Annotated in this window: 11 protein-coding genes; 7 read left to right on the top strand and 4 right to left on the bottom strand. The window is 73.2% G+C overall.

Features of this window, described 5'->3' with window-relative positions:
- Positions 1 to 40: 40 nt before the first annotated feature.
- Positions 41 to 1,042: a LacI family DNA-binding transcriptional regulator gene (locus tag ACWEF6_RS09590; protein ID WP_449682496.1), complete on the bottom strand. Its 1,002-nt coding sequence runs from the start codon at positions 1,040 to 1,042 to the stop codon at positions 41 to 43.
- A gap of 122 nt (positions 1,043 to 1,164) precedes the next feature.
- Between ACWEF6_RS09590 and ACWEF6_RS09585 the strand changes: the two genes are divergently transcribed.
- Positions 1,165 to 3,297: a restriction endonuclease gene (locus ACWEF6_RS09585; RefSeq protein ID WP_449682495.1), complete on the top strand. Its 2,133-nt coding sequence runs from the start codon at positions 1,165 to 1,167 to the stop codon at positions 3,295 to 3,297.
- An 82-nt stretch (positions 3,298 to 3,379) separates the two neighbouring features.
- On the opposite strand, the gene ACWEF6_RS09580 is transcribed toward ACWEF6_RS09585, so the two are convergent.
- On the bottom strand, positions 3,380 to 4,768 hold the full coding sequence (locus ACWEF6_RS09580) for an amino acid permease (protein ID WP_449682494.1): 1,389 nt from the start codon (positions 4,766 to 4,768) through the stop codon (positions 3,380 to 3,382).
- Positions 4,769 to 4,928: 160 nt separating this feature from the next.
- Here ACWEF6_RS09580 and ACWEF6_RS09575 point away from each other — a divergent pair, with 160 nt between their 5' ends.
- Positions 4,929 to 5,834 (top strand): glutaminase, encoded by a 906-nt coding sequence (locus tag ACWEF6_RS09575; protein WP_449682493.1) that lies wholly within the window; start codon positions 4,929 to 4,931, stop codon positions 5,832 to 5,834.
- 2 nt (positions 5,835 to 5,836) lie between these two features.
- On the opposite strand, the gene ACWEF6_RS09570 is transcribed toward ACWEF6_RS09575, so the two are convergent.
- Positions 5,837 to 6,454 (bottom strand): helix-turn-helix transcriptional regulator, encoded by a 618-nt coding sequence (locus tag ACWEF6_RS09570; protein WP_449682492.1) that lies wholly within the window; start codon positions 6,452 to 6,454, stop codon positions 5,837 to 5,839.
- The gene (locus ACWEF6_RS09565; RefSeq protein ID WP_449682491.1) at positions 6,451 to 7,560 is read right to left on the bottom strand and encodes a threonine synthase; all 1,110 of its coding nucleotides are present in this window, start codon (positions 7,558 to 7,560) and stop codon (positions 6,451 to 6,453) included. The genes ACWEF6_RS09570 and ACWEF6_RS09565 overlap by 4 nt, the downstream gene beginning before the upstream one ends.
- Positions 7,561 to 8,329: 769 nt before the next feature.
- On the opposite strand from ACWEF6_RS09565, the gene ACWEF6_RS09560 reads away from it, so the two are divergent.
- The 5 genes from ACWEF6_RS09560 to ACWEF6_RS09540 are packed head-to-tail and all read left to right on the top strand — an operon-like array spanning position 8,330 to position 21,633.
- Positions 8,330 to 15,082 (top strand): SDR family NAD(P)-dependent oxidoreductase, encoded by a 6,753-nt coding sequence (locus ACWEF6_RS09560; protein ID WP_449682490.1) that lies wholly within the window; start codon positions 8,330 to 8,332, stop codon positions 15,080 to 15,082.
- Positions 15,079 to 19,365: a beta-ketoacyl synthase N-terminal-like domain-containing protein gene (locus ACWEF6_RS09555; protein WP_449682489.1), complete on the top strand. Its 4,287-nt coding sequence runs from the start codon at positions 15,079 to 15,081 to the stop codon at positions 19,363 to 19,365. The genes ACWEF6_RS09560 and ACWEF6_RS09555 overlap by 4 nt, the downstream gene beginning before the upstream one ends.
- A complete protein-coding gene (locus ACWEF6_RS09550; protein WP_449682488.1) occupies positions 19,362 to 19,667 on the top strand; it encodes an acyl carrier protein in 306 nt (101 codons plus the stop codon). Before ACWEF6_RS09555 ends, ACWEF6_RS09550 begins: the two co-directional genes overlap by 4 nt.
- A complete protein-coding gene (locus tag ACWEF6_RS09545) occupies positions 19,664 to 20,467 on the top strand; it encodes an alpha/beta fold hydrolase (RefSeq protein WP_449682487.1) in 804 nt (267 codons plus the stop codon). The genes ACWEF6_RS09550 and ACWEF6_RS09545 overlap by 4 nt, the downstream gene beginning before the upstream one ends.
- Positions 20,467 to 21,633, top strand: a complete 1,167-nt coding sequence (locus tag ACWEF6_RS09540; RefSeq protein WP_449682486.1) for a glycosyltransferase — start codon at positions 20,467 to 20,469, stop codon at positions 21,631 to 21,633. Before ACWEF6_RS09545 ends, ACWEF6_RS09540 begins: the two co-directional genes overlap by 1 nt.
- The last annotated feature ends 103 nt before the right edge of the window (positions 21,634 to 21,736 follow it).

Here is a 21,736-nt window from a genome sequence, read left to right as displayed (position 1 = left end):
CCCCGCAGTGTGCGGCGCGACGGCACCGGGTGTCAAGGGATCAGGCGGATTCGCGCAGGTGGAGGCGGGCGCGGACGATCAGTTCGGCGGGGTCGAGGGGCGCCGCGCCGGTGACCAGGCGGGCCGCCTGCTCGACGGCCAGCGCGCCGACCGCGCGCGTATCGATCGCGACGCTCGAGAGCTCCGGCTCGACCAGGGTGCCGAGGGTGAGGCCGTCGAACCCGATCACGGCGAGGTCGGCGGGCACGCGCAGCCCGAACCGGCGGGCCTCGCGCAGGGCGCCGATGGCCATCACGTCGTTGAAGGCGAACAGGGCGGTGACGTCGGGGTGGGCGGCGAGCAGGGTGGCCAGCGCCGCGCCGCCGCCGTCGACACTCTGGGCACCGGCGGCGATCCCGCCGGGCTGCACCGAGACCCCGCACCCGGCGGCGGCCCGCAGGAACCACCGGCGGCGGACGCTCGGGGCGGGGTGCCCGTCGAGCATGCCGATCCGCCGGTGCCCGCGCGAGACGAGGTGGGCGACGGCCTCCCGGACGCCGTCCTCGCCGTCGACCACGACCCCGCTGAACCGCGGCGTCCGCGGCTCGCGGTCGATGAGGACGACCGGGATCCCGGCGGTGAGCCGGTCGAGGTCCTCGTCGGCCCGGCCGAAGTAACCGGTGACGGCGTCGACCTGGGTGCCGATCACCCGCAGCGTGGCGAGTTCCTGGTCGGGGTCGTCGCCGGTGTCGTGCACGACGACGTGCCAGCCGCGCGCCCGCGCGGCCTCCAGGGCGCCCTTCGCGACCTCGGTGAAGAAGGGGTTGAGCAGATCCGGCACGACGAGGCCGATGGTGGTGGTGTCCGGCCGCACCAGCCCCCGCGCGAACCGGCTGGGCCGGTACCCGAGCTCCCGGGCGGCGTCGAGGACCCGCTGCTTGGTGCTGCCGTCGATCTCGGCCTTGTCGTTCAGCGCGCGCGAGACGGTCTGCCGGGAGACCCCGGCCGAGCGGGCGACGTCGTGAATCGTCACCCGCCGCGGTTCCGTGCTGCTCGAGGACACGGGATCGAGTATGCCCGCTCCCGCCCGGCGGTGAAGGACGGGCCGACCCCCGTGTTGGGCGCCTTCGTCCCCGGCAAGTCCGCTGTCGTCCGGCAGAATCCGGTGACCTCTAAAGTACTTTCATGACGTCCGTCGATTCGCACACCGCGGTTCCGCAACTCGCGGTGCAGAGAGCCCTTTATCGTGGTCAGGCCAGCTCGATACCCACCCTTCCCGGTGGCAAGGCGGTTTGGCTTCCGCTTGCCCTCGAGCTCGTCAAACAAGTGGGCGACGGGCGCGTGGTGGAGCTCGACACGAACGCGGAGTTGTCGTTCGACATCGGTCGGATCGAGCCCCGTCAAGGTGGTGCCGCACCGAAACTGACGCCGGCCACCTGGCGCGAGTACTACTCCTTTTTGCGAGGCCTTCGGCTGGCGGAGAGCACGGCGGGCAAAATCCATCTCACCGCCACCGGATTGGAACTGCAGTCGAATCCGACGCCGGAACGTCTTTCGGTGATCCTGGCCGATCGCACGAGGTTCTTCGCCGAGGTGCTGGCCATCATCGCGGAGGGGGCGCTGACCGTGGACGAGGTCGATGACCTGCTCCAGGCGCGTTACGGGCAGTCCTGGCGCAGCAGGGGGAACACGCGCAGCCGGATGGACTGGCAAGAGGTTCTCGGCTTGATCGAAGCCGGCGGCAACCGGCGCTGGCAGCTGACTCCGGCCGGGCGCACTCTGCTCGAGGGACGAACGATTGTCACGCCGGAAGCCTTCGGCGACGAACCCGAACGCGTCGTGGAGGTCGCGGATCCTCCCGCGGAGGTTGCTGCCCTGCTCGCCGACCTCGCCGCATCGAACCGCCCGCACGAGTCCCGGAGCACCTACAACATCTGGGTGCCGAGTCCGCCGTCGAAGCCCAACAAGGTCGAGAACCTCAGGATCATCATCAACGCTGCGTTCGAAAGGATCGAGCGCGATGAGCTCTTCACGTTCATCTGCCAGACGTTCGAGCTGAAGCGCAGCAGTGTGGCATCGATGTTGCCGTTCATGCGCGCGTCGGGAATTCTCGTCGAGGTCGGTCGTGGGGTGTTCGAGGCCACGCCTGCGGCGAAGGCATGGATCGATTCCGGCGACGACCTGAACTTCATCCGCATCCTCCACGCGAACATGCGGTTCGTCGGCGAGATGATCCGTGCGGTCGAAAACGACGCCACACGCAATGCGGTGTACGCCGAAGCCGCACTGTTCGGACTGAACGTCGACAAGAGCAGATGGATCGCCGGCTTTCTGCTCAATACCGGGCTCGTCGAGGAATCTCGGTACGGCAGTCTCCGGGCCACGCCGCGCGGGTCGGCCCTGGCTGCCGAGCTGCCTCTCGCGGAGGTACCGACAACGCAGGGTGCACCCGGTGGGGAAGTCGCAGTCAGCCGGGTCGTCGAAGAGGGGACGTCGCCGAATCTGCGGGAAACCTTGGTCAGGTTGTCCCGCGAACCGCACGCCGGGGGTGAGGGTTCGGGCCGGGCCTTCGAGAAGGCGGTCCGGGACACCTTCCTCGCGCTGGGATTCGAGGCCCGCGCGGTGAGCGGCGCCGGCGACACCGACGTGCTCGTCCGATGGCGCGACGAGGACGGCGCGCCGTCCACGGCGATCATCGAGGCGAAATCCAGGGCGAGCGGCAGTGTCACGCACACCGATGTCAGCGACGTGGCGATCGAGACGCACAAGAACCGGCACCGTGCGAGCCTGGTCGCGATCGTCGGCCCGGGCTTCAACGGGGACACGATCAAGCACATGGCGGCGCAGAAGAGCTGGGCCCTGCTGGATGCCGAGCGGCTGGGAACCCTTGCCGAGGTGTCCGTCGAGCTGGGACTTCGGCCGTGCGAGGTGGGCCGGATGTTCCAGGTTCCGAACGGGCTCTCGGACTTGGAGGACTTGATCGCCGATCGCCAGAGGGAGCTGGATGTGGCTTCGTTCCTGCTGGCCAAGCTGGCGGAAGAGGCGAGCGAATCCGGAGAAGCGATTTCGGCGCGCGACATCTCCCGGGATGGTCGTCGGACCGACCTGGCTCCCAGCGTCGACGAGGTGGTGGTGGCCATCGACGCACTGCTGCAGGCACAGATCGGAGCGCTGCGGCTGGTGGATGTGGCCGACGACCCGAAATTCGCCACCTACGTCCTCGGCGACGCATCGGCCGGAGCGGGGCAGCTCCGTGCTCTCGCGGGAGCGATCGAGCGCGGGGTGGCCTCGGCCGGCAGGTCCGGATCGGTGGGCTGACCGCCCAGTTGCGGCCACCGCGTTCGCGTTCGGAAGGGCCGGCACGCGTGTCTGGGACGTCGACACGCGTGCCGGCCGTCCGTCACTCGGCCGGGGTCCGTTCGCGGCGCTTGACGAACCGCCAGCCCACCGCCAAGACCACCGCGAGCACCGGGATCGAGTAAAACGCGATCTTCTCGGCGCCGTCCGAGAAGCCCATCAAGGCGACCACCAGGGCCAGGAACCCCAGCGTCGCCCAGCCGCTGTACGGGGCCCACGGCATCCGGTACGCCGGGCGCTCCAGCTCGCCGCGCAGGGCGGCCTGGCGCAGGCGCAACTGGCAGAAGATCAACGTCGCCCAGGTGCTGATCACACCCAGGGACGCGATCGCGATGGCGATGTCGAACGCCTCCTTCGGGACCAGGTAGTTCAGCACCACGCCCAGCACGTACGCGACCGACGTGAACAGGATTCCGCCGTAGGGCACCTGGCGGCGGCTCATCCGGCTGACGAACGACGGCGCCTCGCCCTTCTCGGCCAGCGAGCGCAGGATCCGGCCCGTCGAATACAGGCCCGAGTTGACGCTGGACAGGGCCGCGGTCAGGACCACCGCGTTCATCACGTCGCCGATGCCCGGGATGCCGAGGCGGCTGAACACCGTCACGAACGGGCTCTCGTCGCCGCTGTAGAACGGCCACGGCAGCAGCATCGCCAGCAGCAGCACCGAGCCGACGTAGAACACGCCGATCCGCCAGACCACGCCGTTGATCGCCTTCGGCAGGACCTTGCGGGCGTCCTTCGTCTCGCCGGCCGCGATGCCGACGACCTCGATCGCCGAGTAGGCGAAGATGACCGCCTGCAGCGTCATCAGCGCGATGCCGATGCCGGCCGGGAAGAGTCCACTGTGGCCGGTCAGGTTGTGCGCGCCGGCCGGGGTGCCGCCGATGTCCGCGCTCGTCACCACCAGGCCCGCGCCGACGACCAGGAAGACGACGATGGCCAGCACCTTGACCACCGAGAACCAGAACTCCAGCTCGCCGAACACCTTGACCGACAGCAGGTTCACCATGAGCAGAACGCCCAGCGCGATCAGCGCGGTGATCCACTGCGGCACGCCCGGCAGCCACTTGTGCACGTAGATCGCGACCGCGGTGATCTCGGCGATCCCGGTCATCGCCCAGTTCACCCAGTACATCCAGCCGGAGGCGAAGCCGGCCCACGGCCCGATGAACTTGCGCGCGTAGGTGACGAAACTGCCGGAGCTGGGCTCGTGCAGGACGAGTTCGCCGAGCGCGCGCATCACGAAGTACGCGGCGATCCCGCAGATCGCGTAGGAGAAGACCAGCGACGGGCCGACCTGGTGGAGCTTGCCACCGGCGCCGAGGAAGAGCCCGACGCCGATCGCGCCGCCGATGGCGATCATCTGCACTTGGCGGTTGCCCAGTGCTTTCGAGTAGCTTTCACCTTTTTCGGTGAGCAGCGAGGAATCCATGGTTACCGGACGCTAGAGCCGTGTGCGGCAGGTCACCAAGCAGGCTAAGGAAGACTTAAGGTGTGCCGGACATCACGCGGAGATCGGTCCGCGGATCGCGGACCCGGTTCCACCCGGGGTGCCCGCGGCCGGTTCCGGAGCGCCTTCTACGCTCGGGCCCGTGGATCTCGCGGCGCTGCTGGACCGGATAGCCGACGACGTCGCGACCGACGTCGGCCGCGGCGCCGTCGCGGCCTACATCCCCGCGCTGGCCAGGGTGGAGCCGGGGCGGTTCGGCATGGCGGTGGCCGAAGTGGACGGTGCGGTGCACGGCGTCGGCGACTGGGAGCACCCGTTCTCCGTGCAGAGCATGTCCAAAGTGTTCACCCTCGCGCTGACGCTTTCGCACGGCGATGGCGTGTGGGCGCGCGTCGGCCGGGAACCGTCCGGCGACCCGTTCAATTCGCTGATGCAGCTGGAACACGAGGACGGCATTCCGCGCAATCCGTTCATCAACGCGGGCGCGCTGGTGGTGACCGACGAACTCGCCCGCCACGGTGACGCGGCGGACGCGTTGCTGGCTTTCCTCCGGCAGGAGAGCGGTCGTCCCGGGATCGCCGTGGACCCCGAAGTGGCGGCCTCGGAGGCGGGGCACGCCGACCGCAACCGTGCGCTCGCCTACTTCATGGCCTCCTACGGCAACATGCGCCACCCGGTGCCGTCGGTGCTGGACCAGTACGTCCGCCAGTGCTCGATCGCGATGAGCTGCGCGGACGTCGCCCGCTCGGCGTTGTTCCTGGCCCGCCACGGCCTCCGCAACGACGGCTCCCGCCTGCTCGGGCTCAGCGCGGCGAAGCGGATCAACGCGGTGATGCTGACCTGCGGCACGTACGACGCGGCGGGCGAATTCGCCTACCGCGTCGGCCTGCCGGGCAAGAGCGGCGTGGGCGGCGGCATCGTCGCGATCGTGCCGGGCCGCTGCGCGGTCTGCGTCTGGAGCCCGGGCCTGGACACGCGCGGCAACTCCGTCGCCGGCGTCGCCGCCCTCGACCGCTTCACGACGCTGACCGGCTGGTCGATTTTCTGACGTCAGCGCAAGTAGTTGTAGACGCTGGCGCGCGAGATCCCCAACAGGTCGGTCAGCGACGGCACCGCGTTCTTCAGCTCCAGGAACCCTCGCTCCTTCAGTGACCGCACCAGGTCCTTCTTGGCGGCCGCCGGGAGACTGCGCGGCGTGTGGCCGCGCTCGGTCGCGTAGTCCTCGACCAGGGCGCGCAGCTCCTCGCTCGTCCGGGCCCGCAGGGACTCGGTGACCGGGGCCGGTCCGTCGGTGGCGGCCAGCCGGGTCAGGGCGTGGGCCGCCGAGCCGAGCAGCGAGACGTCGAGGTTGAGGCACAGCGCCGCGACGTACTCGCCGTCCGAGTTGCGGAGGCCGATCGACGTGCTCTTCGCGGGCCGGCCGTCCGGGAAGCGGTTCGGGTAGTTCTGCAGCACGTCCGGGAACCCGGGGTCGGCGATCCGGGCCAGGCCCAGCTCGGTCGCCGGGTCGCCGGCCGCGCGGCCGGAGAGGCCGCCTTCGATCGCGCGCACCGCGTGAGCCGGGTCGCGCAGGTCGTGCAGCACCACCTCGCACAGGCCCGGGAACATCCGGCCGACGGCGTGGGCGATCTTCTCCGCCTCGCGCAGCAGCAGCTCGTCCTCGGTCATCCGATCAGCTCCCGCAGCTTGTCGGCCGCCTTGAGGCCGGAGCCGGTGAGCACGACGACCGTGGTTTCGCCGTCCCGGATGGCGCCCCGCGCGCGGAAGACGTCGATCGCCGCCGCGGCCGTGGCGCTGGTCGGTTCCGCGTACAGGCCGACGGCCGCCAGGCGCCGGGCGGCCGCCGCGATGGCGTCCTCGCCGATCGCCGCGGTGTCCCCGCCCGAGCGCCGGATCGCCGCGAGGACCTCCGGCAGCCGCACCGGACGGCGGATCGCCGTGCCTTCGGCGACGGTCGGGGCGAACTCCGGCGGCTGGCGGTCGTGGAAGGCCGCGTCGAGGGGAGAGCAATTGCGCGGCTGCGCGACCAGCAGCCGCGGGCGCCGCGTGATCGACCCGGCTTCGAGGAGCTCCCCGAACCCGAGGTCGCAGCCCAGCACGATGCTGCCCGCGCCGGCCACGGTGACGACGGCGTCCGGGGCGCGGAAGCCGAGGTCTTCCCACAGCTCGTAGGCCAGGGTCTTGGTGCCCTGCAGGAAGAACGGGTGCCAGTTGTGGCTCGCGTAGGTCGTGCGGCCCGACCGGCGGACGGCTTCGGCGGCGGTGTCGTCGCGGGTGCCCGGCACCAGCTCGACGACCGCGCCGTACGCGCGAGCCTGGAGCACCTTCGCCGGTGACGTCCCCTCCGGGGCCAGCACGGTCGCCGCGATCCCGGCGGCGGCGCTGTAGGCCGCCACCGACGAGCCGCCGTTGCCGGAGCTGTCCTCCAGGAGCGCCCGGACCCCGGCGCCGGCCAGCGCGGAGACCATGACGCTGGAGCCGCGGTCCTTGAAGCTGCCGGTCGGGCTGAACCACTCGAGCTTGAACCGGACGTCGGCACCGGCCCAGTCCCGGGGGACGAGCGGGGTGCAGCCTTCCCCGAGCGACACCGGGCGCAGGTCGCCGGGCAGCGCGGCCCGGTAGCGCCAGAGCGAGCGCACGCCGGTGTCGACGTCCTCCGGGCGCAGGCCGGGCCGGGGTGCCACGGTCAGCGGGGCACCGTCGTCGCCGCGCCAGCGCAACGGGTCGCCGGGGTAGCGCGTCCCCGATCGCTCGTCGGTGTACCAGTACTCCACCGCCACCTCCAGGTCTGGACGAACAGTCCAAGTTTAGACGTACTGTCTAGTACTACTCCGGAGTACGCGAAATGTCTTCAGCTTCTTCTCAGGAAAAGCCTGTAACGCGGCGGCGGGAAATCTCGATCACGCGCGCCTGCCCGGCGCACCGCCGGTGGTCGCCCGAATACCGGCGGTCGCCCCGGCTGGGATGGATGTGGCCTCCGACGTCCCCGTTCGTGGTCTCGTGAGCACCGAAAATCCCGGAGGGCGGCGAATCCACTGTGGACTCACCGCGTTGCGGGGAGGTGTGTCGTCAATTCCTGCGCCGATTCTTCCGCGGCCTGTGAGAATTCCGGGTAAATCGTCGGCGGCAGGCATTCGGCTGCGGCTTGTTCGGATCGGCGAAGCGACCGTCTCGGGCCCTCTGCTTTACCGGCGGGATAAGCGCCGGGGGTCCCCGGGAAACGTCGGACCCGACGGACGGCGTGGTCCGGATCGGCCAGTGCACGCAGGTCCACCAGGCGGGATGGCTTGCGCCGTCCGGCGGTGCGTGGCGGGTGGACCACGTCCCGAACCGGTCCACTCCCGGCCGGACCGGGCAATGGTCGTGGCCTGTGCCGGGGCGGGAACGTGACGGCGACGTTAAATTCTTGCGCCGCCGACCTGGTCGCTCCCGAATTTTCTGAACCCCGGCGATGAAATCGCGGTGGGTTGTTGACGGCGCGGAAGGAACCCGCTTAAGTACTCCCCGTTACCCTTCACCCTTTCGTGCGTAGCGGGAGTTCCCATGCGTCTCTCGAAAGACGACTCCGTGCCGGCCGGGCTGGTCGTCGCCGTGTCGCCGCTGCGATGGCCGTCGGCGCGCGGGGTCGCCGCCGCCGCACGCGGGGGCGGGCTCGGCGTGCTCGACCTCACGGCCGGAGGCACCGCGGCCGCGGATGAGCTCGCGCTGCTCGGCGAATGGGGCGTCCCGGCGTTCGGGGTCCGGCTGGCCGGCCCGGCGGACCTGCCCGACGCCGTGACCACCGTGCTGCTGACCGAAGACGCCGAGGGCACCCCGCGGGACTTCCCGGGACGGCGAGTGCTGGCCGAGGTCACCTCCCGCGCCGCGGCCGGCCGGGCCGTCGCCGCCGGCGTCCACGGCCTGATCGCCCGCGGCCACGAAAGCGGCGGCCGGGTCGGGGAACTGAGCACCTTCGTGCTGCTGCAGGCGTTGCTCGCCGACGGCACCCTGGACGTCCCGGTGTGGGCCGCGGGCGGCATCGGGCCGCACACCGCCGCGGCCGCCATCGCCGGTGGCGCGGCCGGCGTCGTCGTCGACACCCAGCTCGCCCTGCTCCCGGAAGCCGAACTGCCGTCGGCCCTGACCACCGCCGTCACCGGGCTCGACGGCTCGGAAACGACCGTCACCGACGGCGTCCGCGTGCTGGCCCGCCGCGGCATCGCACCCCTGGAAGCTGGCCAGGACGTCTTCCTCGCCACCCGGTTCCGCGACCGCTGGGGCACGGTGACCGCGGCGGTGCGCGGCCTGGCCGACGCCGTCGGCGAGGCCCTCCGCCTGCCGGACGCGGTGCTGGGCCCCGGCAGCGCGGGCAGCCACGCGCTCGGCACGGCCCTCCCGGTCGCCCAGGGGCCGATGACCCGGGTCAGCGACCAGCCCGCCTTCGCGGCCGAGGTCGCCGCGGGCGGCGCGCTGCCGTTCATCGCGCTGGCCCTGTCCGGCCCGGAGCAGACCCGCGACGTGCTGGAACGGACCCGCGCGGCGGTGGGCGGCGCCCCCTGGGGCGTCGGCGTCCTCGGGTTCGCCGCCGACGACGTCAAGGCCGCGCAGCTGGCGGTGATCCGCGAACTCCGGCCGACGCACGCGATCATCGCCGGCGGCCGGCCCGCGCAGGCCGTGGCGCTGGAAGAGGCCGGCATCGCCACTTTCCTGCACGTGCCCTCGCCGGGCCTGCTGAAGCAGTTCCTCGAAGCGGGCGCCCGCAAGTTCGTCTTCGAAGGCTCCGAGTGCGGCGGTCACGTCGGCCCGCGCACCAGCTTCCCGTTGTGGGAGGCCCAGCTCGGCGTGCTCGCCGACTTCCTCGCGGCCGGCCCGGACGCGGCCGCGGACCTGCAGCTGCTGTTCGCCGGCGGCATCCACGACGAACGCTCGGCGGCGATGGTGGCCGCCCTCGCCGCCCCGGTGGCCGCGCGCGGCGCGGCGATCGGCGTGCTGATGGGCACCGCCTACCTCTTCACGCGCGAGGCCGTCGACGCGGGTGCCGTGCTCCCGTTGTTCCAGCGCAGCCTCCTCGAAGCCGAGCACACCGACCTCCTCGAGACCGCGCCGGGCCACGCCACCCGCTGCGTGCGCAGCCCGTTCACCGAGGAGTACGCGGCGATCAAGGCGGACCTCGCCGAGCGCGGCGTCCCGAGCCGCGACGCCTGGGAAAAGCTGGAAACGCTGAACGTCGGGCGGCTCCGCCTGGCGAGCAAGGGCATCGAGCGCGTCGGCGCCGAGCTGCGGGACGTCGGCGAAGATCGTCAGCACGCCGAAGGCATGTTCATGGCCGGCGAAGTCGCCGTGCTGCGCTCGGCCGTCACCACGATCGCCGACCTGCACCACTCGGTCGGCGAAGGCGCCAACGCGTTCCTCCGGGCACGGGCAGCCCAATTCGGCGTCACCGAGGCCGAACCGAGCGCGCCGGCGCCGCTGGACATCGCGATCGTCGGCATGGCGTGCATGTTCCCGCAGGCCCCGGACCTGGCCGCGTTCTGGGCGAACGTGCTGGCCGGCACCGACGCGGTCACCGAGGTGCCCCCGCAGCGCTGGGACACCTCCCTGTACTACGACCCCGAGGGCCAGGGGGAGCGGACGCCGTCGCGCTGGGGCGGGTTCCTGCCCGAGATCGGCTTCGACCCGCTGAAGTACGGCATTCCGCCGTCGTCGCTGGCCAGCATCGAACCGGTGCAGCTGCTCGCTTTGGAGGCTGCGCATCGCGCGCTGGCCGACGCGGGCTACGCCGACCGCGCGTTCGACCGGGCCCGGACGTCGGTCGTGTTCGGTGCCGAAGCGGGCAGCGACCTGTCGAACGCGATGACCCTGCGGTCCGTGCTGCCGTCCTACCTCGGCGAACTCCCGTCCGAACTGGACGAACGGCTGCCGAAGATCACCGAGGACTCCTTCCCGGGCGTGCTCGCCAACGTCATCGCCGGGCGCATCGCCAACCGGCTCGACCTGGGCGGCGCCAACTACACCGTCGACGCCGCGTGCGCGTCCTCGCTGACCGCGGTCGACGTCGCCTGCAAGGAACTGACCGCCGGCACCAGCGACCTCGTCCTGTGCGGCGGCGCGGACCTGCACAACGGCATCAACGACTACCTCCTCTTCGCCTCGGCGCACGCGCTCTCGCCGACCGGGCGGTCGGCGACGTTCGACAGCGCGGCCGACGGCATCGCGCTCGGCGAAGGCGTCGCCTGCCTCGCCCTGAAGCGCCTCGCCGACGCCGAACGCGACGGCGACCGCGTGTACGCCGTGATCAAGGGCGTCGGCGCGGCTTCGGACGGCCGCGCGCTGGGGTTGACGGCGCCGCGGCCCGAGGGGCAGCACACCGCGCTGACCCGCGCCTACCGCAACGCCGGTGTCTCGCCCGCGCGCGTCGGGCTGGTCGAGGCGCACGGGACCGGCACCGTCGTCGGCGACCGGACCGAGCTGGGCACGCTGACCCAGGTGTTCACCGAGGCCGGCGCCGCTCCGGGCGCGTGCACGATCGGCTCGGTGAAGTCCCAGATCGGGCACACCAAGTGCGCCGCGGGCCTGGCCGGGCTGATCAAGGCCGCCCTCTCCGTGCACACCGGCGTGAAACCGCCGACGCTGCACCTCACGGCGCCGAACCCGGCCTGGGACCCGGCGACGAGCCCGTTCGTCTTCCAGTCGGCCGCGCAGCCGTGGACCGCGCCACCGGCGGAGCGGCTGGCCGGGGTCAGCGCGTTCGGCTTCGGCGGCACCAACTTCCACGTCGTGCTCGCTGCCCACGACGGCGTCCCGCCCGCGCAGGCCGCCGACGAGTGGCCGGCCGAGCTGTTCACCTTCGCGACGGAGCCGGCGGCGCGGGATCTGCTCGACCTGGCTTCGGAAGTCCCTTCTCCGTGGCGGTTGCGGGACCTCGCCCTGGCGGCGGCCCAGCGGGCGCAGGGACGTCCCGCCCGCCTCGCCGTCGTGGCGTCCACTGTGGACGAACTGGCCGGACTGCTGCGGCAGGCACTGGACGGGCACGACGCCCCCGGGGTGTTCCGCGCGGACGACACCGTGGCGGGCGAAGTCGCGGTGCTGTTCCCCGGGCAGGGCAGCCAGCGGCCGGGCATGTTCGCCGAGCTGTTCGTCACCTTCCCCGAGCTGCAGCGGTACCTGCGGCTCGACCTGGCCACGGCCGAGGTCGTCTTCGGGCCGGCGGTGTTCGGGGAGCCGGCGCGGCGGGACTGCGTCGAGCGGGTCACCGACACGCGCGTCGCCCAGCCCGCGCTCGGGATGGCCGGGCTGGCCGCGTTCCGGCTGCTGACCCGCGCCGGCGTGCGGCCCGCGATGCTCGGCGGGCACAGCTACGGCGAGCTGACGGCTCTGGCCGCGGCGGGCGCCTTCACGCCGGAAGGACTGGTGCACGCGAGCCACGTCCGGGCGGCGGCGATCCTCGACGCGGTTCCCGCCGACGACCCGGGCGCGATGGCCGCGGTGTCGGCGTCCGCCGCCGAAGTCCTCGCGGTCCTCGGGGAATCGCCGGTCGTCCTGGCGAACCACAACTCGCCCGAGCAGACGGTGATTTCCGGGCCGACGGCCGACGTCGAAGCGGCGGTCGGGCAGCTGCGGGCCGCCGGGCTGGGCGCCAAGCGGATCCAGGTGGCGTGCGCGTTCCACAGCTCGCTGGTGGCGCCGGCGGGGGAGACGTTCGGCCGGGCCCTGGAGGCGATCGGCGTCGTGCGGCCCGCGGTTGCGGTGTACGGCAACCGGACGGCCGGGCCCTACCCGGAGGCGCCGGACGCGATCCGCGGCGAGCTGGCCGCGCAGCTGGGCTCACCGGTCCGGTTCGTGGAGCAGGTCGAGGCGATGTACGCGGCCGGGGCGCGGGTGTTCGTCGAGGCCGGGCCCGGGGCCGTGCTGGCCAGGCAGGTCGCCGCCATCCTCGGCGACCGGCCGCACCGGACGGTCGGGTTCGAGCAGCCGGGCCGTCGTGGCCTGCCGGGCTTCCTCGGCGCGCTGGCGCAGCTCGCGGTGTCCGGGGTGCCGCTCGAGACGGGCTGGTTGTTCCGCGGGCGTGACGCCGTGGACGCGTTCGTGGTGCCGCGGCCGAAGCGTCCCGGGTGGACGGTCGACGGCCACCTCCTCCGCACGGCGGACGGCACGATCCCGGCGGGCGCCCTCCGCCCGGCGGAGCGGGTCTCGTTCGGGGTGGCGGCTGCGGCCCCGGCGGCGGCGACGTCGGAGGCGATGGTCGCGGACTTCCTGCGCACGAGCCGCGAGATGATCGCCGCCCAGCGCGACGTCCTGTTGGGCTTCCTCGGCTCGGACGCTCCGTTGCCTACCCCGGTCCCGGTCGTCGAGCAGCCCGCGGTGGTGGTGCCGGTCGCGGTGCCGAAGCCCGCCTCGGTGCTGCAGACCGTCGTCGAGGTGATCGGGGAGCGGACGGGCTACCCGGTGGAGATGATCGAGCCGGACCTCGATCTGGAAGCCGACCTGAGCGTGGATTCGATCAAGCGGGCGGAGATCGCGGGCGAGCTGGCGTCCCGGCTGCGGCTGGCCGGCGGTGACGTGGAGGAGTTCGCGAAGGCCCGCACGGCGGCGGCGATCGCGTCGCTGATCGGCCCCGCGCCGGCCCCGGCGGCTGCGGTGCCGGTGCTGGCGACCGTGGTGGCGGTGATCGGGGAGCGGACGGGCTACCCGGTGGAGATGATCGAGCCGGACCTCGATCTGGAAGCCGACCTGAGCGTGGACTCCATCAAACGCGCCGAAATCGCCGGGGAACTGGCGACGCGCCTGGGGCTCGACCTGGGTGGCGACGTCGAGGAACTGGCCAAGGCCCGCACTGCCGCGGCGATCGCCGACCTCATCGACGGCGAACGTCCCCCAGCGGCATCGGACGCCACCTCGGGACGCTGGGAGCCGGGCGAACCCGCGCCGCTCATCGTGGCACCGAAACGCCTGGTCATGGCCGAAGCCGCCCTGCCACCCGCCGAGACGCCCGACGTCACCGGGCGGAAATTCCTGCTCCTCGGGCGGGGGCCGCTCGCCGAAGCCGTCCGGACCCACCTCACCGGGCTCGGCGCGACCGCCGAGGTCGCCGACGAGGTCCGCGCCGGGTTCGACGGGGTCCTCTTCCTCCCCGGCACCGCGCTGCCCGCCGCCTTCCCGCAGTACCAGGCCGCCCTCGCGACGAACCCGGCCTGGCTGCTCACCGCCGGGCCGGGCGAAGGCCTGCGCGGCTTCCACCGCAGCCTCGCCCGCGAATACCCCGGCACTCTCACCCGCGTGGTCGAGCTGTCCCCGGACGAAACACCCGGCAACCAAGCCACCGCACTGGTCCAGGAACTGTCCACAGCAGACCGTGAACCGGTCGTCGTCCGGGAAGACAACGCTCGCAAGGGCTTCCGGATGACCGAACAGGACCTCGGCCCGCTCGCCACCCACGGCGCGGGCCCGGCCGGCGACGGCGCCGCCGAAGCCGCCGCCATCGGCCTGACGCGGGACTCGGTCGTCCTGCTCGTCGGGGGCGCCAAGGGCATCACCGCCCGGTTCGCCACCACCCTCGCCGCGGCCGCCGGGTGCCGGATCGAACTCCTCGGCCGGACCCCCGTGCCCGCCCACCACGACGAACACCCGCAGGCCACGACGGCCCAAGACCTCCGCGCCGCGCTCATCGGCACCGGCCTGAAGAGCCCCGCCGAGATCGAACGGGCCGTCCGCCGGATCCAGGGCGAACGCGAGGTCCGGCAGACCCTGGCCAAGCTCGAAGCCCTCGGCAGCCCGGCGCGCTACCAGTCGGTCGACATGCTCGACGCCGAAGCCGTGCACCGCGCGGTCAAGGAGATCCACGCCGAGCACGGCCGGCTCGACGGCATCGTCTACGCGGCCGGCGTCATCGAGGACAAGCTCGTCGCCGAGAAGACGCCCGAGTCGTTCGAGCGCGTCTACAGCACCAAGGCCGACGGCGCCCGCACCCTCCTCGAAGCGACCGCCGACCTGCCCGAAGAGCCCGCTTTCGTCGTCCTGTTCGGCAGCATCGCCGCTGCCCTCGGCAACCGCGGCCAGTCCGACTACGCCGCCGCGAACGACGCCCTCGAGGCGCTCGGCCGCCAGTGGCCGGCCGGGCGGGCGGTGACCGTCCACTGGGGACCGTGGGCCCCGACCGGTGAGCACGACGGCATGGTGACGCCCGCACTCATGCGCGACTACGCCCGCCGCGGCATCGCGCTGATCGACCCGGAGGAGGGCACCCTCGGGCTGCTGCGCGAGCTGGCCTGGGGCCGTCCGGACACCGGCGCCGTCGTCCACACCGCCTCGGGCTGGTGACCGGCGTGCGCGTGGCCATCGTCGGGATGTCGGTCCTGCTCCCCGGCGCCCCCGACCTGGCGAGCTACTGGCGCAACCTCGCGGGCGGCGTCGACGCGATCACCGAGGTGCCGCCCGGCAAGTGGGACCACGCGCACTACGCGCCGGACGAGCAGCGCCGGGCCGACCGGGTCTACTGCCGGCGCGGCGGGTTCGTCGACGAACTGGCCGAAGTGGACGTCACCGGCTTCGGGATCATGCCGAACTCCGTGCCCGCCACCGAGCCCGACCAGCTGATCGCCCTGCGCGTCGCGGCGCAGGCCGTCGCCGACGCCGGTGGCCCGGACCGGCTGCCCGCCGACCGCGCCAAGGTCGGGGTCGTGCTCGGCCGCGGCGGGTACCTGACGCCGGGGCTGGTCCGGCTCGACCAGCGGGTCCGCACCGCGAGCCAGCTCGTCCGCACCCTCGGCGAGCTCCTGCCCGACCTGGACGCCGACCGGCTCGACGCCGTCCGCCAGGCCTTCACCGACCAGCTCGGCCCAGAGGCACCCGAATCCGCGATCGGGCTGGTGCCGAACCTGGCCGCGTCCCGGCTGGCCAACCGCCTCGACCTGCGCGGCCCGGCCTACACGGTGGACGCCGCGTGCGCGTCCTCGCTGATCGCCGTCGACCACGCCGTGCGGGAGCTGGCCACCGGCCGGTGCGACGTCGTCCTCGCCGGCGGGGTGCACCACTGCCACGACATCACCTTCTGGAGCGTGTTCACCCAGCTCGGCGCGCTGTCGCCGTCGGAGCGGATCCGGCCGTTCCACCGCGACGCCGACGGGGTGCTGATCGGCGAAGGCACCGGTGTCGTCGTCCTCAAGCGCCTCGAAGACGCCCAGCGCGACGGCGACCGCGTCTACGCCGTGATCACCGGGACCGGGGTCGCCTCCGACGGCCGGACCGCGAGCCTGGCCAGCCCCGACTCCGGCGGCCAGGTCCGGGCCGTCCGCCAGGCGTGGGCCGCGGCCGGCCTCGATCCGGCCGCCCCGGACTCCATCGGCCTGCTGGAGGCGCACGGCACCGCGACCCCGGCCGGCGACGCCGCGGAACTCACCACGCTGAGAGAGGTCTTCGGAAGCGCGGGCGCTGCCGTTCTGGGCTCGGTCAAGTCGATGATCGGCCACACGATGCCCGCGGCCGGGATCGCCGGGCTGGTCAAGGCGGCCCTGGCCGTGCACCACGGCGTCCTGCTGCCCACGCTGCACTGCGACGACCCGCACCCGGAACTGGCCAGGACCCGCTTTTCCACGCTGGCCGCCGCCGCGCCCTGGGACGCGCCGGTGCGCCGCGCCGGGGTCAACGCGTTCGGCTTCGGCGGGATCAACGCCCACGTCGTCCTCGAACAGGCCCCGGGTCGCGCGAAGCCGGTCGTGGTGCGCGAGCCCGAACGCGTGCTGCGGCTCGCCGCCCCGACCCTCGACGCGCTGCGCGAGGCGTTCGACCGGCCCGGTACCCGGGAACCCGGCGAAGGTCCGGTCCGGCTCGGCATCGTCGACCCGACGGAGAAACGGCTGGCCCTGGCCCGGAGAGTCCTGACGCGCGGCCGGGCCTGGCGCGGCCGCAACGACGTCTGGTTCGCCGACCGCCCCCTGCTCGGTCCCGGCGGCGGCAAGATCGCCTTCCTCTTCCCCGGCCTGGAATCGGAACTCACGCTGAACTGCGGCGACGTCGCCCGCCACTTCGGCCTGCCCTGGAAACACGCGGACGTCGAGGTCGGTGACGTCGGGCGGCAGGGGGCGGCGGTGTTCGAGCTGGGCCGGCTGCTGCACGGCGCCCTCGGCCGGCTCGGCGTCACGCCGGACGCCGTCGCCGGGCACAGCCTGGGCGAATGGACGGCGATGGCCGTCGCCGGCGTCTACGCCGAAGAAGAGGTCGACACCTTCCTCGCCGGCTTCGACCCGGACGCGCTCGTCGTCCCCGGCCTCGCCTTCGCCGCGATCGGCGCGCCCGCGCCGCGGGTGACCGACGAGCTGGCCGGGCGGGCGGATGTCGTGCTCTCCCACGACAACTCCCCGAACCAGGCGATGATCTGCGGGCCGGAAGCGGCCGTCGGCGCGCTCGTGCGGCGGTTCCGCGACGACGGGATCGTGGCGCAGGTGCTGCCGTTCCGCTCCGGCTTCCACACCCCGATGCTGCGGCCGTACCTGGACCCGATCCGGGCGGCGGCCGAGCGCTTCACGCTGCACCCGCCCGCTCTGCCGCTCTGGTCGGCGACCACGGTGTCGGAATACCCGGCGGGCGAGGCCGAGGTCCGCGAGCTGTTCGTGCGCCACCTGCTGCAGCCGGTCCGGTTCCGCCCGCTCGTGCGGGCCCTGCACGGCGCCGGGTTCCGCGCGTTCGTCCAGGTGGGCGCCGGGCAGCTCGGCTCGCTGGTCGGCGACACCCTGCACGGCGAGGAACACCTGGTCGTGGCCGCGCACTCGGCGCACCGACCCGGGCTCGCGCAGCTGCGGCGGGTCGCGACCGCGCTGTGGGCCGACGGTCTGGACGTCGACTTCTCGCGCCTGCCCGGCGAACGCCCGGCCGCGCCCAAGGCGGTCAAGCTCGATCTCGGCGGCCGCCTGATCTCCCTGGACGACCGGGTCCGCGCGCGGATCGCGCTGCCGGCCGCCCGGTCGTCTACTGTGGACGATCTGGCCGCGAAGGGCCCGCTCGCCGCGGAGTTCGCTGCCCTGCTGGCCGACACGGCCGAGCTGGCGTCGACCGTGCTCGCCGGCCCGGCGCGCCGGCTCCCGGCACCGCGGGCGCTCGACACCACCCTCACCGTGTCACTCGCAACGATGCCGTACCTGCTCGACCACTGCTTCTTCAAGCAGCCACCCCGAGCCGACCCTGGCGATCGCTGGCCGGTCGTCCCGGCGACCACGGTGATCGACCACCTCATGCGGTTCGCCGAGCAGGCCGCCCCCGGACGGCAGGCGGTCGCCGTGCACGACGTGCGGCTCAGCCAGTGGATCACCGCGGTCCCGGCGGTCACCGTGCCGGTGCGCGTCCGGCCCCAGGGCCCGGACCGGGTGCACGCGGCCATCACCGGCTACTCCCAGGCCGTCGTCGAGCTCGCCCCGCAGTACCCGGCCGCCGCACCGGCGCCGTGGCGGTTCCCGGTGTCGGCCGAGCACGTGCCCGAGACCACGGCGGCCCAGCTGTACGACGAGCGCTGGATGTTCCACGGCCCGCGCTTCCAGGGCGTCACCGAACTGACCGCCGTCGGCGACCGGCACGTGCGGGCCGTGCTGACCACCCCGGCCGCGCCCGGCGCGCTGCTCGACAACGTCGGCCAGGTGCTCGGCTACTGGATCATGTCCCGGCTGCCCGAACGGACCACCGTCTTCCCGGTCGCCATGCGCGAAATCCGGTTCCACGGCCCGCACCCGGCGCCGGGCGAGCGACTGGAGTGCCTGGTCCGGATCACCGGGCTGACCGACGAGTTCCTCGACGCGGACATGCAGCTCGTTCACGACGGCCGGGTCTGGGCCGAATTCACCGGCTGGCGCGACCGGCGGTTCGACAGCACGGCGCACATCCGGCAGGCCGACCGGACGCCGGAGCGGTCGACGCTGTCGCACGAGCAGCCGGGCGGCTGGGCCCTGGTGCGCGAGCAGTGGCCCGACCTGGCCACCCGCGAGCTGATCATGCGCAACTACCTCGCCGGCCCCGAACGCGACGCCTACGACCGCCGTCCGCCGCGCGGGCGGCGCCAGTGGCTGCTCGGCCGGATCGCGGCCAAGGACGCGGTCCGCCAGTTCCTCTGGGCCCGCGGCGAACCCGAGATGTTCCCCGCCGAACTGCGGATCGGCAACGACGAGAGCGGCCGGCCGTTCGCGACCGGCGCCTACGGCCGGGAACTGCCCCCGGTGACGATTTCCGTGGCGCACCGCGCCGAAGCCGGGGTGTCGATCTCCCGGTTCGGGCCGTGCGGCATCGACATCGAAGAGGTGGCCCCGCGCGCGGAGTCCACTGTGGAGGCCGCGCTCGGCCCGGGCGAGCTGGCGCTGTTCGCGAGCCTGCCGGGCGACCCGGAGCAGTGGTTCGCCCGGTTCTGGACGGCGAAGGAGGCCGTCGCGAAGCTGCGCGGCACCGGCCTGCGCGGGGAACCCCGGGACTTCGAGGTCGTCGCGGCGACCCCGGAAGAGCTGACCGTCCGCGTCGCGGGCCGCGCGTACCGCGTGTGCTGTGCCGACGTCGAGAACCCGTCCGGTGCGCCGCCGCGCCGCTACGTCGTCGCCTGGACCGAAGAGACGAAGGAGACTGCCGGATGAGCATCGAGACCACGGCCGCGAACGAGGTGACCGTGCTCGCCCAGCTCAGCGGGATGCTGCGCGAGCTGCTCGAGGAGTACGGGCTGGACGACGCGGAAATCACCATGGAGACGACGTTCCACGACGATCTCGAGCTGGAGAGCGTCGACCTGGTGGCGCTGTCCGGGCAGCTGCGCGAGCACTACGGCGACCGCGTCAACTTCGCCACCTTCATCGCCGAACGCGACCTGGACGAGATCATCGCGCTGACCGTCGGCGAGCTCGTCCGGTACATCGTCGCCTCCCTGCGGGCGACGGCGTGAGCCGGATCCGTGCGGGCGAGCTGGACGTGCACGTCCAGCGGCTCACCCCGGACGTGCCCGCGGGCGGCGACGCGCCGATCGTGGTGTGCGTCCACGGGCTGCTGACCGACAGTTTGGCCAGCTACTACTTCACGCTCGGCCCGGCCTTCGCCGAGCGCGGCCTCGACGTGCTGATGTACGACCTGCGCGGGCACGGCCGGACGACCCGCCCGGCGTCCGGGTATCAGCTGGAGCGGTTCGTCGACGACCTCGTCGCGGTCCTCGACGCCTGCGACGTCACCCGGCCCGTCCACGTCGTCGGCAACTCCTTCGGCGCCTCGGTGGCGCTCGGGCTGGCCGCCGCCCGGCCCGACCGGGTGGCCAGCGTGGTGGTGCTCGAAGGCGAACCGCCGACCGAGGAGTGGACCCGGCACATGGCCGACGGGCTCGCCGACGCCAAGACCCGGCTGGCGATCGACGAGGTGATCGGCTGGATCGCCGACCACCACGGAGCGCACACCGCCCGGCTGTCCAGAGCCGCGAACAAGATCCTGCAGACCACCACGATCGCCGAGGACATCCCGCGCAGCGCCACGATCGCAGCGGACCTCTCGGCGGTCCGCTGCCCGGTGTTTGCGATCTTCGGCGGCGACTCGGGGCTGGCGGCGCAGGTGCCGCACTTCGAGACGCACCTCGAAGGCCGCTGCGTCGTGCTGCCCGAGCAGGGGCATTCGGTGCTGGTCGAGCGGACCGCGGAGGTCATCGAGCTGATCGCGGACTGGGTCCGCGACACCGCGCGCACGCAGGCGCGGGTGCGGTAGTGGCGCGGTTCCTCTTCGTCGTCCCGCCCTTGGTGGGGCACGTCAACCCGGCCGTCGGCGTGGCGGCCGAGCTCATCGCGCGCGGCCACGAGGTCGCCTGGGCGGGCCACGGCGAACTGCTGTGGCAGCTGGCCGGCCCGGAGGCGCTGGTGTTCTCCTGCGCCGCGGGGGACCCGCCCGTGCGCCCGGCCGGCCTGAAGGGCCCGGCGGCGCTGCGGTTCCTGTGGCAGGACTTCCTCGTCCCCCTGGGCGACGCGATGGCCCCCGGCGTGGCCGCGGCGCTCGACGCCTTCGAGCCGCACGTCGTGGTCGCCGACCAGCAGGCCCTCGCCGGGGGCCTGCTCGCCGAAGCCGCCGGCCTGCCGTGGGTCACGTCGGCGACGACGTCGGCCGAGCTCGTCGACCCGCTGGCCGGGATGCCGAAGGTCGGGGCGTGGGTCGGCGAACTGCTCGACGGGCTCCGCGCGCGGATCGCCGGCGGCCGGGGCGGGGCGGACCCGCGGTTCTCCCCGCACGGCGTCCTCGCCTTCACCACCCGCGAACTGCTCGGCGCGGCCACCCTGCCCGCGGCGGTCCGGCTCGTCGGGCCCGCCCTCGGCGCCCGGCAGTCCACAACGGACTTCCCGTGGGAGTGGCTCGACCCGCTGCGGCCGACCGTGCTGGTCTCCCTGGGGACGGCGAACACGTCCGCGGGCGCCGGGTTCCTGGCGGCGACGGCGGAGGCGTTCGCCGGGACGAGCGTGCGCGCGGTGATCGCCGACCCGGGCGGCGTGCTCGGCGACGTCCCGCCGAACGTCCTGGTGCGCCCGAGCGTCCCGCAGCTGCCGCTGCTGTCCCGGGTCGACGCCGTGCTGTGCCACGCGGGCCACAACACGGTCTGCGAAACGCTGTGGCACGGCCTGCCGCTGGTGGTCGCGCCGATCCGCGACGACCAGCCGGTCGTGGCGGCCCAGGTGGTCGCGGCGGGTGCGGGCGTCCGCCTGCGGTTCGGCCGCGCGGACGCACCCCGCATCGCAGCGGCGGTCGAGGAAGTCCTGACGGAACCGTCGTACCGCCGCGCGGCCGAGGTCGTGGCGGCCTCGTTCCACGCGGCCGGCGGCAGCGCGGCGGCGGCCGGGCACCTGGAGCAGCTGGCGTTGGAGAGCCTGGCGCACCTTTCCCACTGAAGGCGTGATACCCCGGAAAACCGGGCCGTTGGCCTGGGCACGGGAGCGCGGCGCGAACGAAATGACCGTGCAGGCGTACGCGCAGAACGCCGGTGCACTCGAA

The sequence above is a fragment of the Amycolatopsis sp. NPDC004772 genome (genome assembly GCF_053601215.1).
The sequence above is the reverse complement of the archived record's forward strand: the minus strand, read 5'-3'. Positions and strand labels throughout refer to the sequence as shown.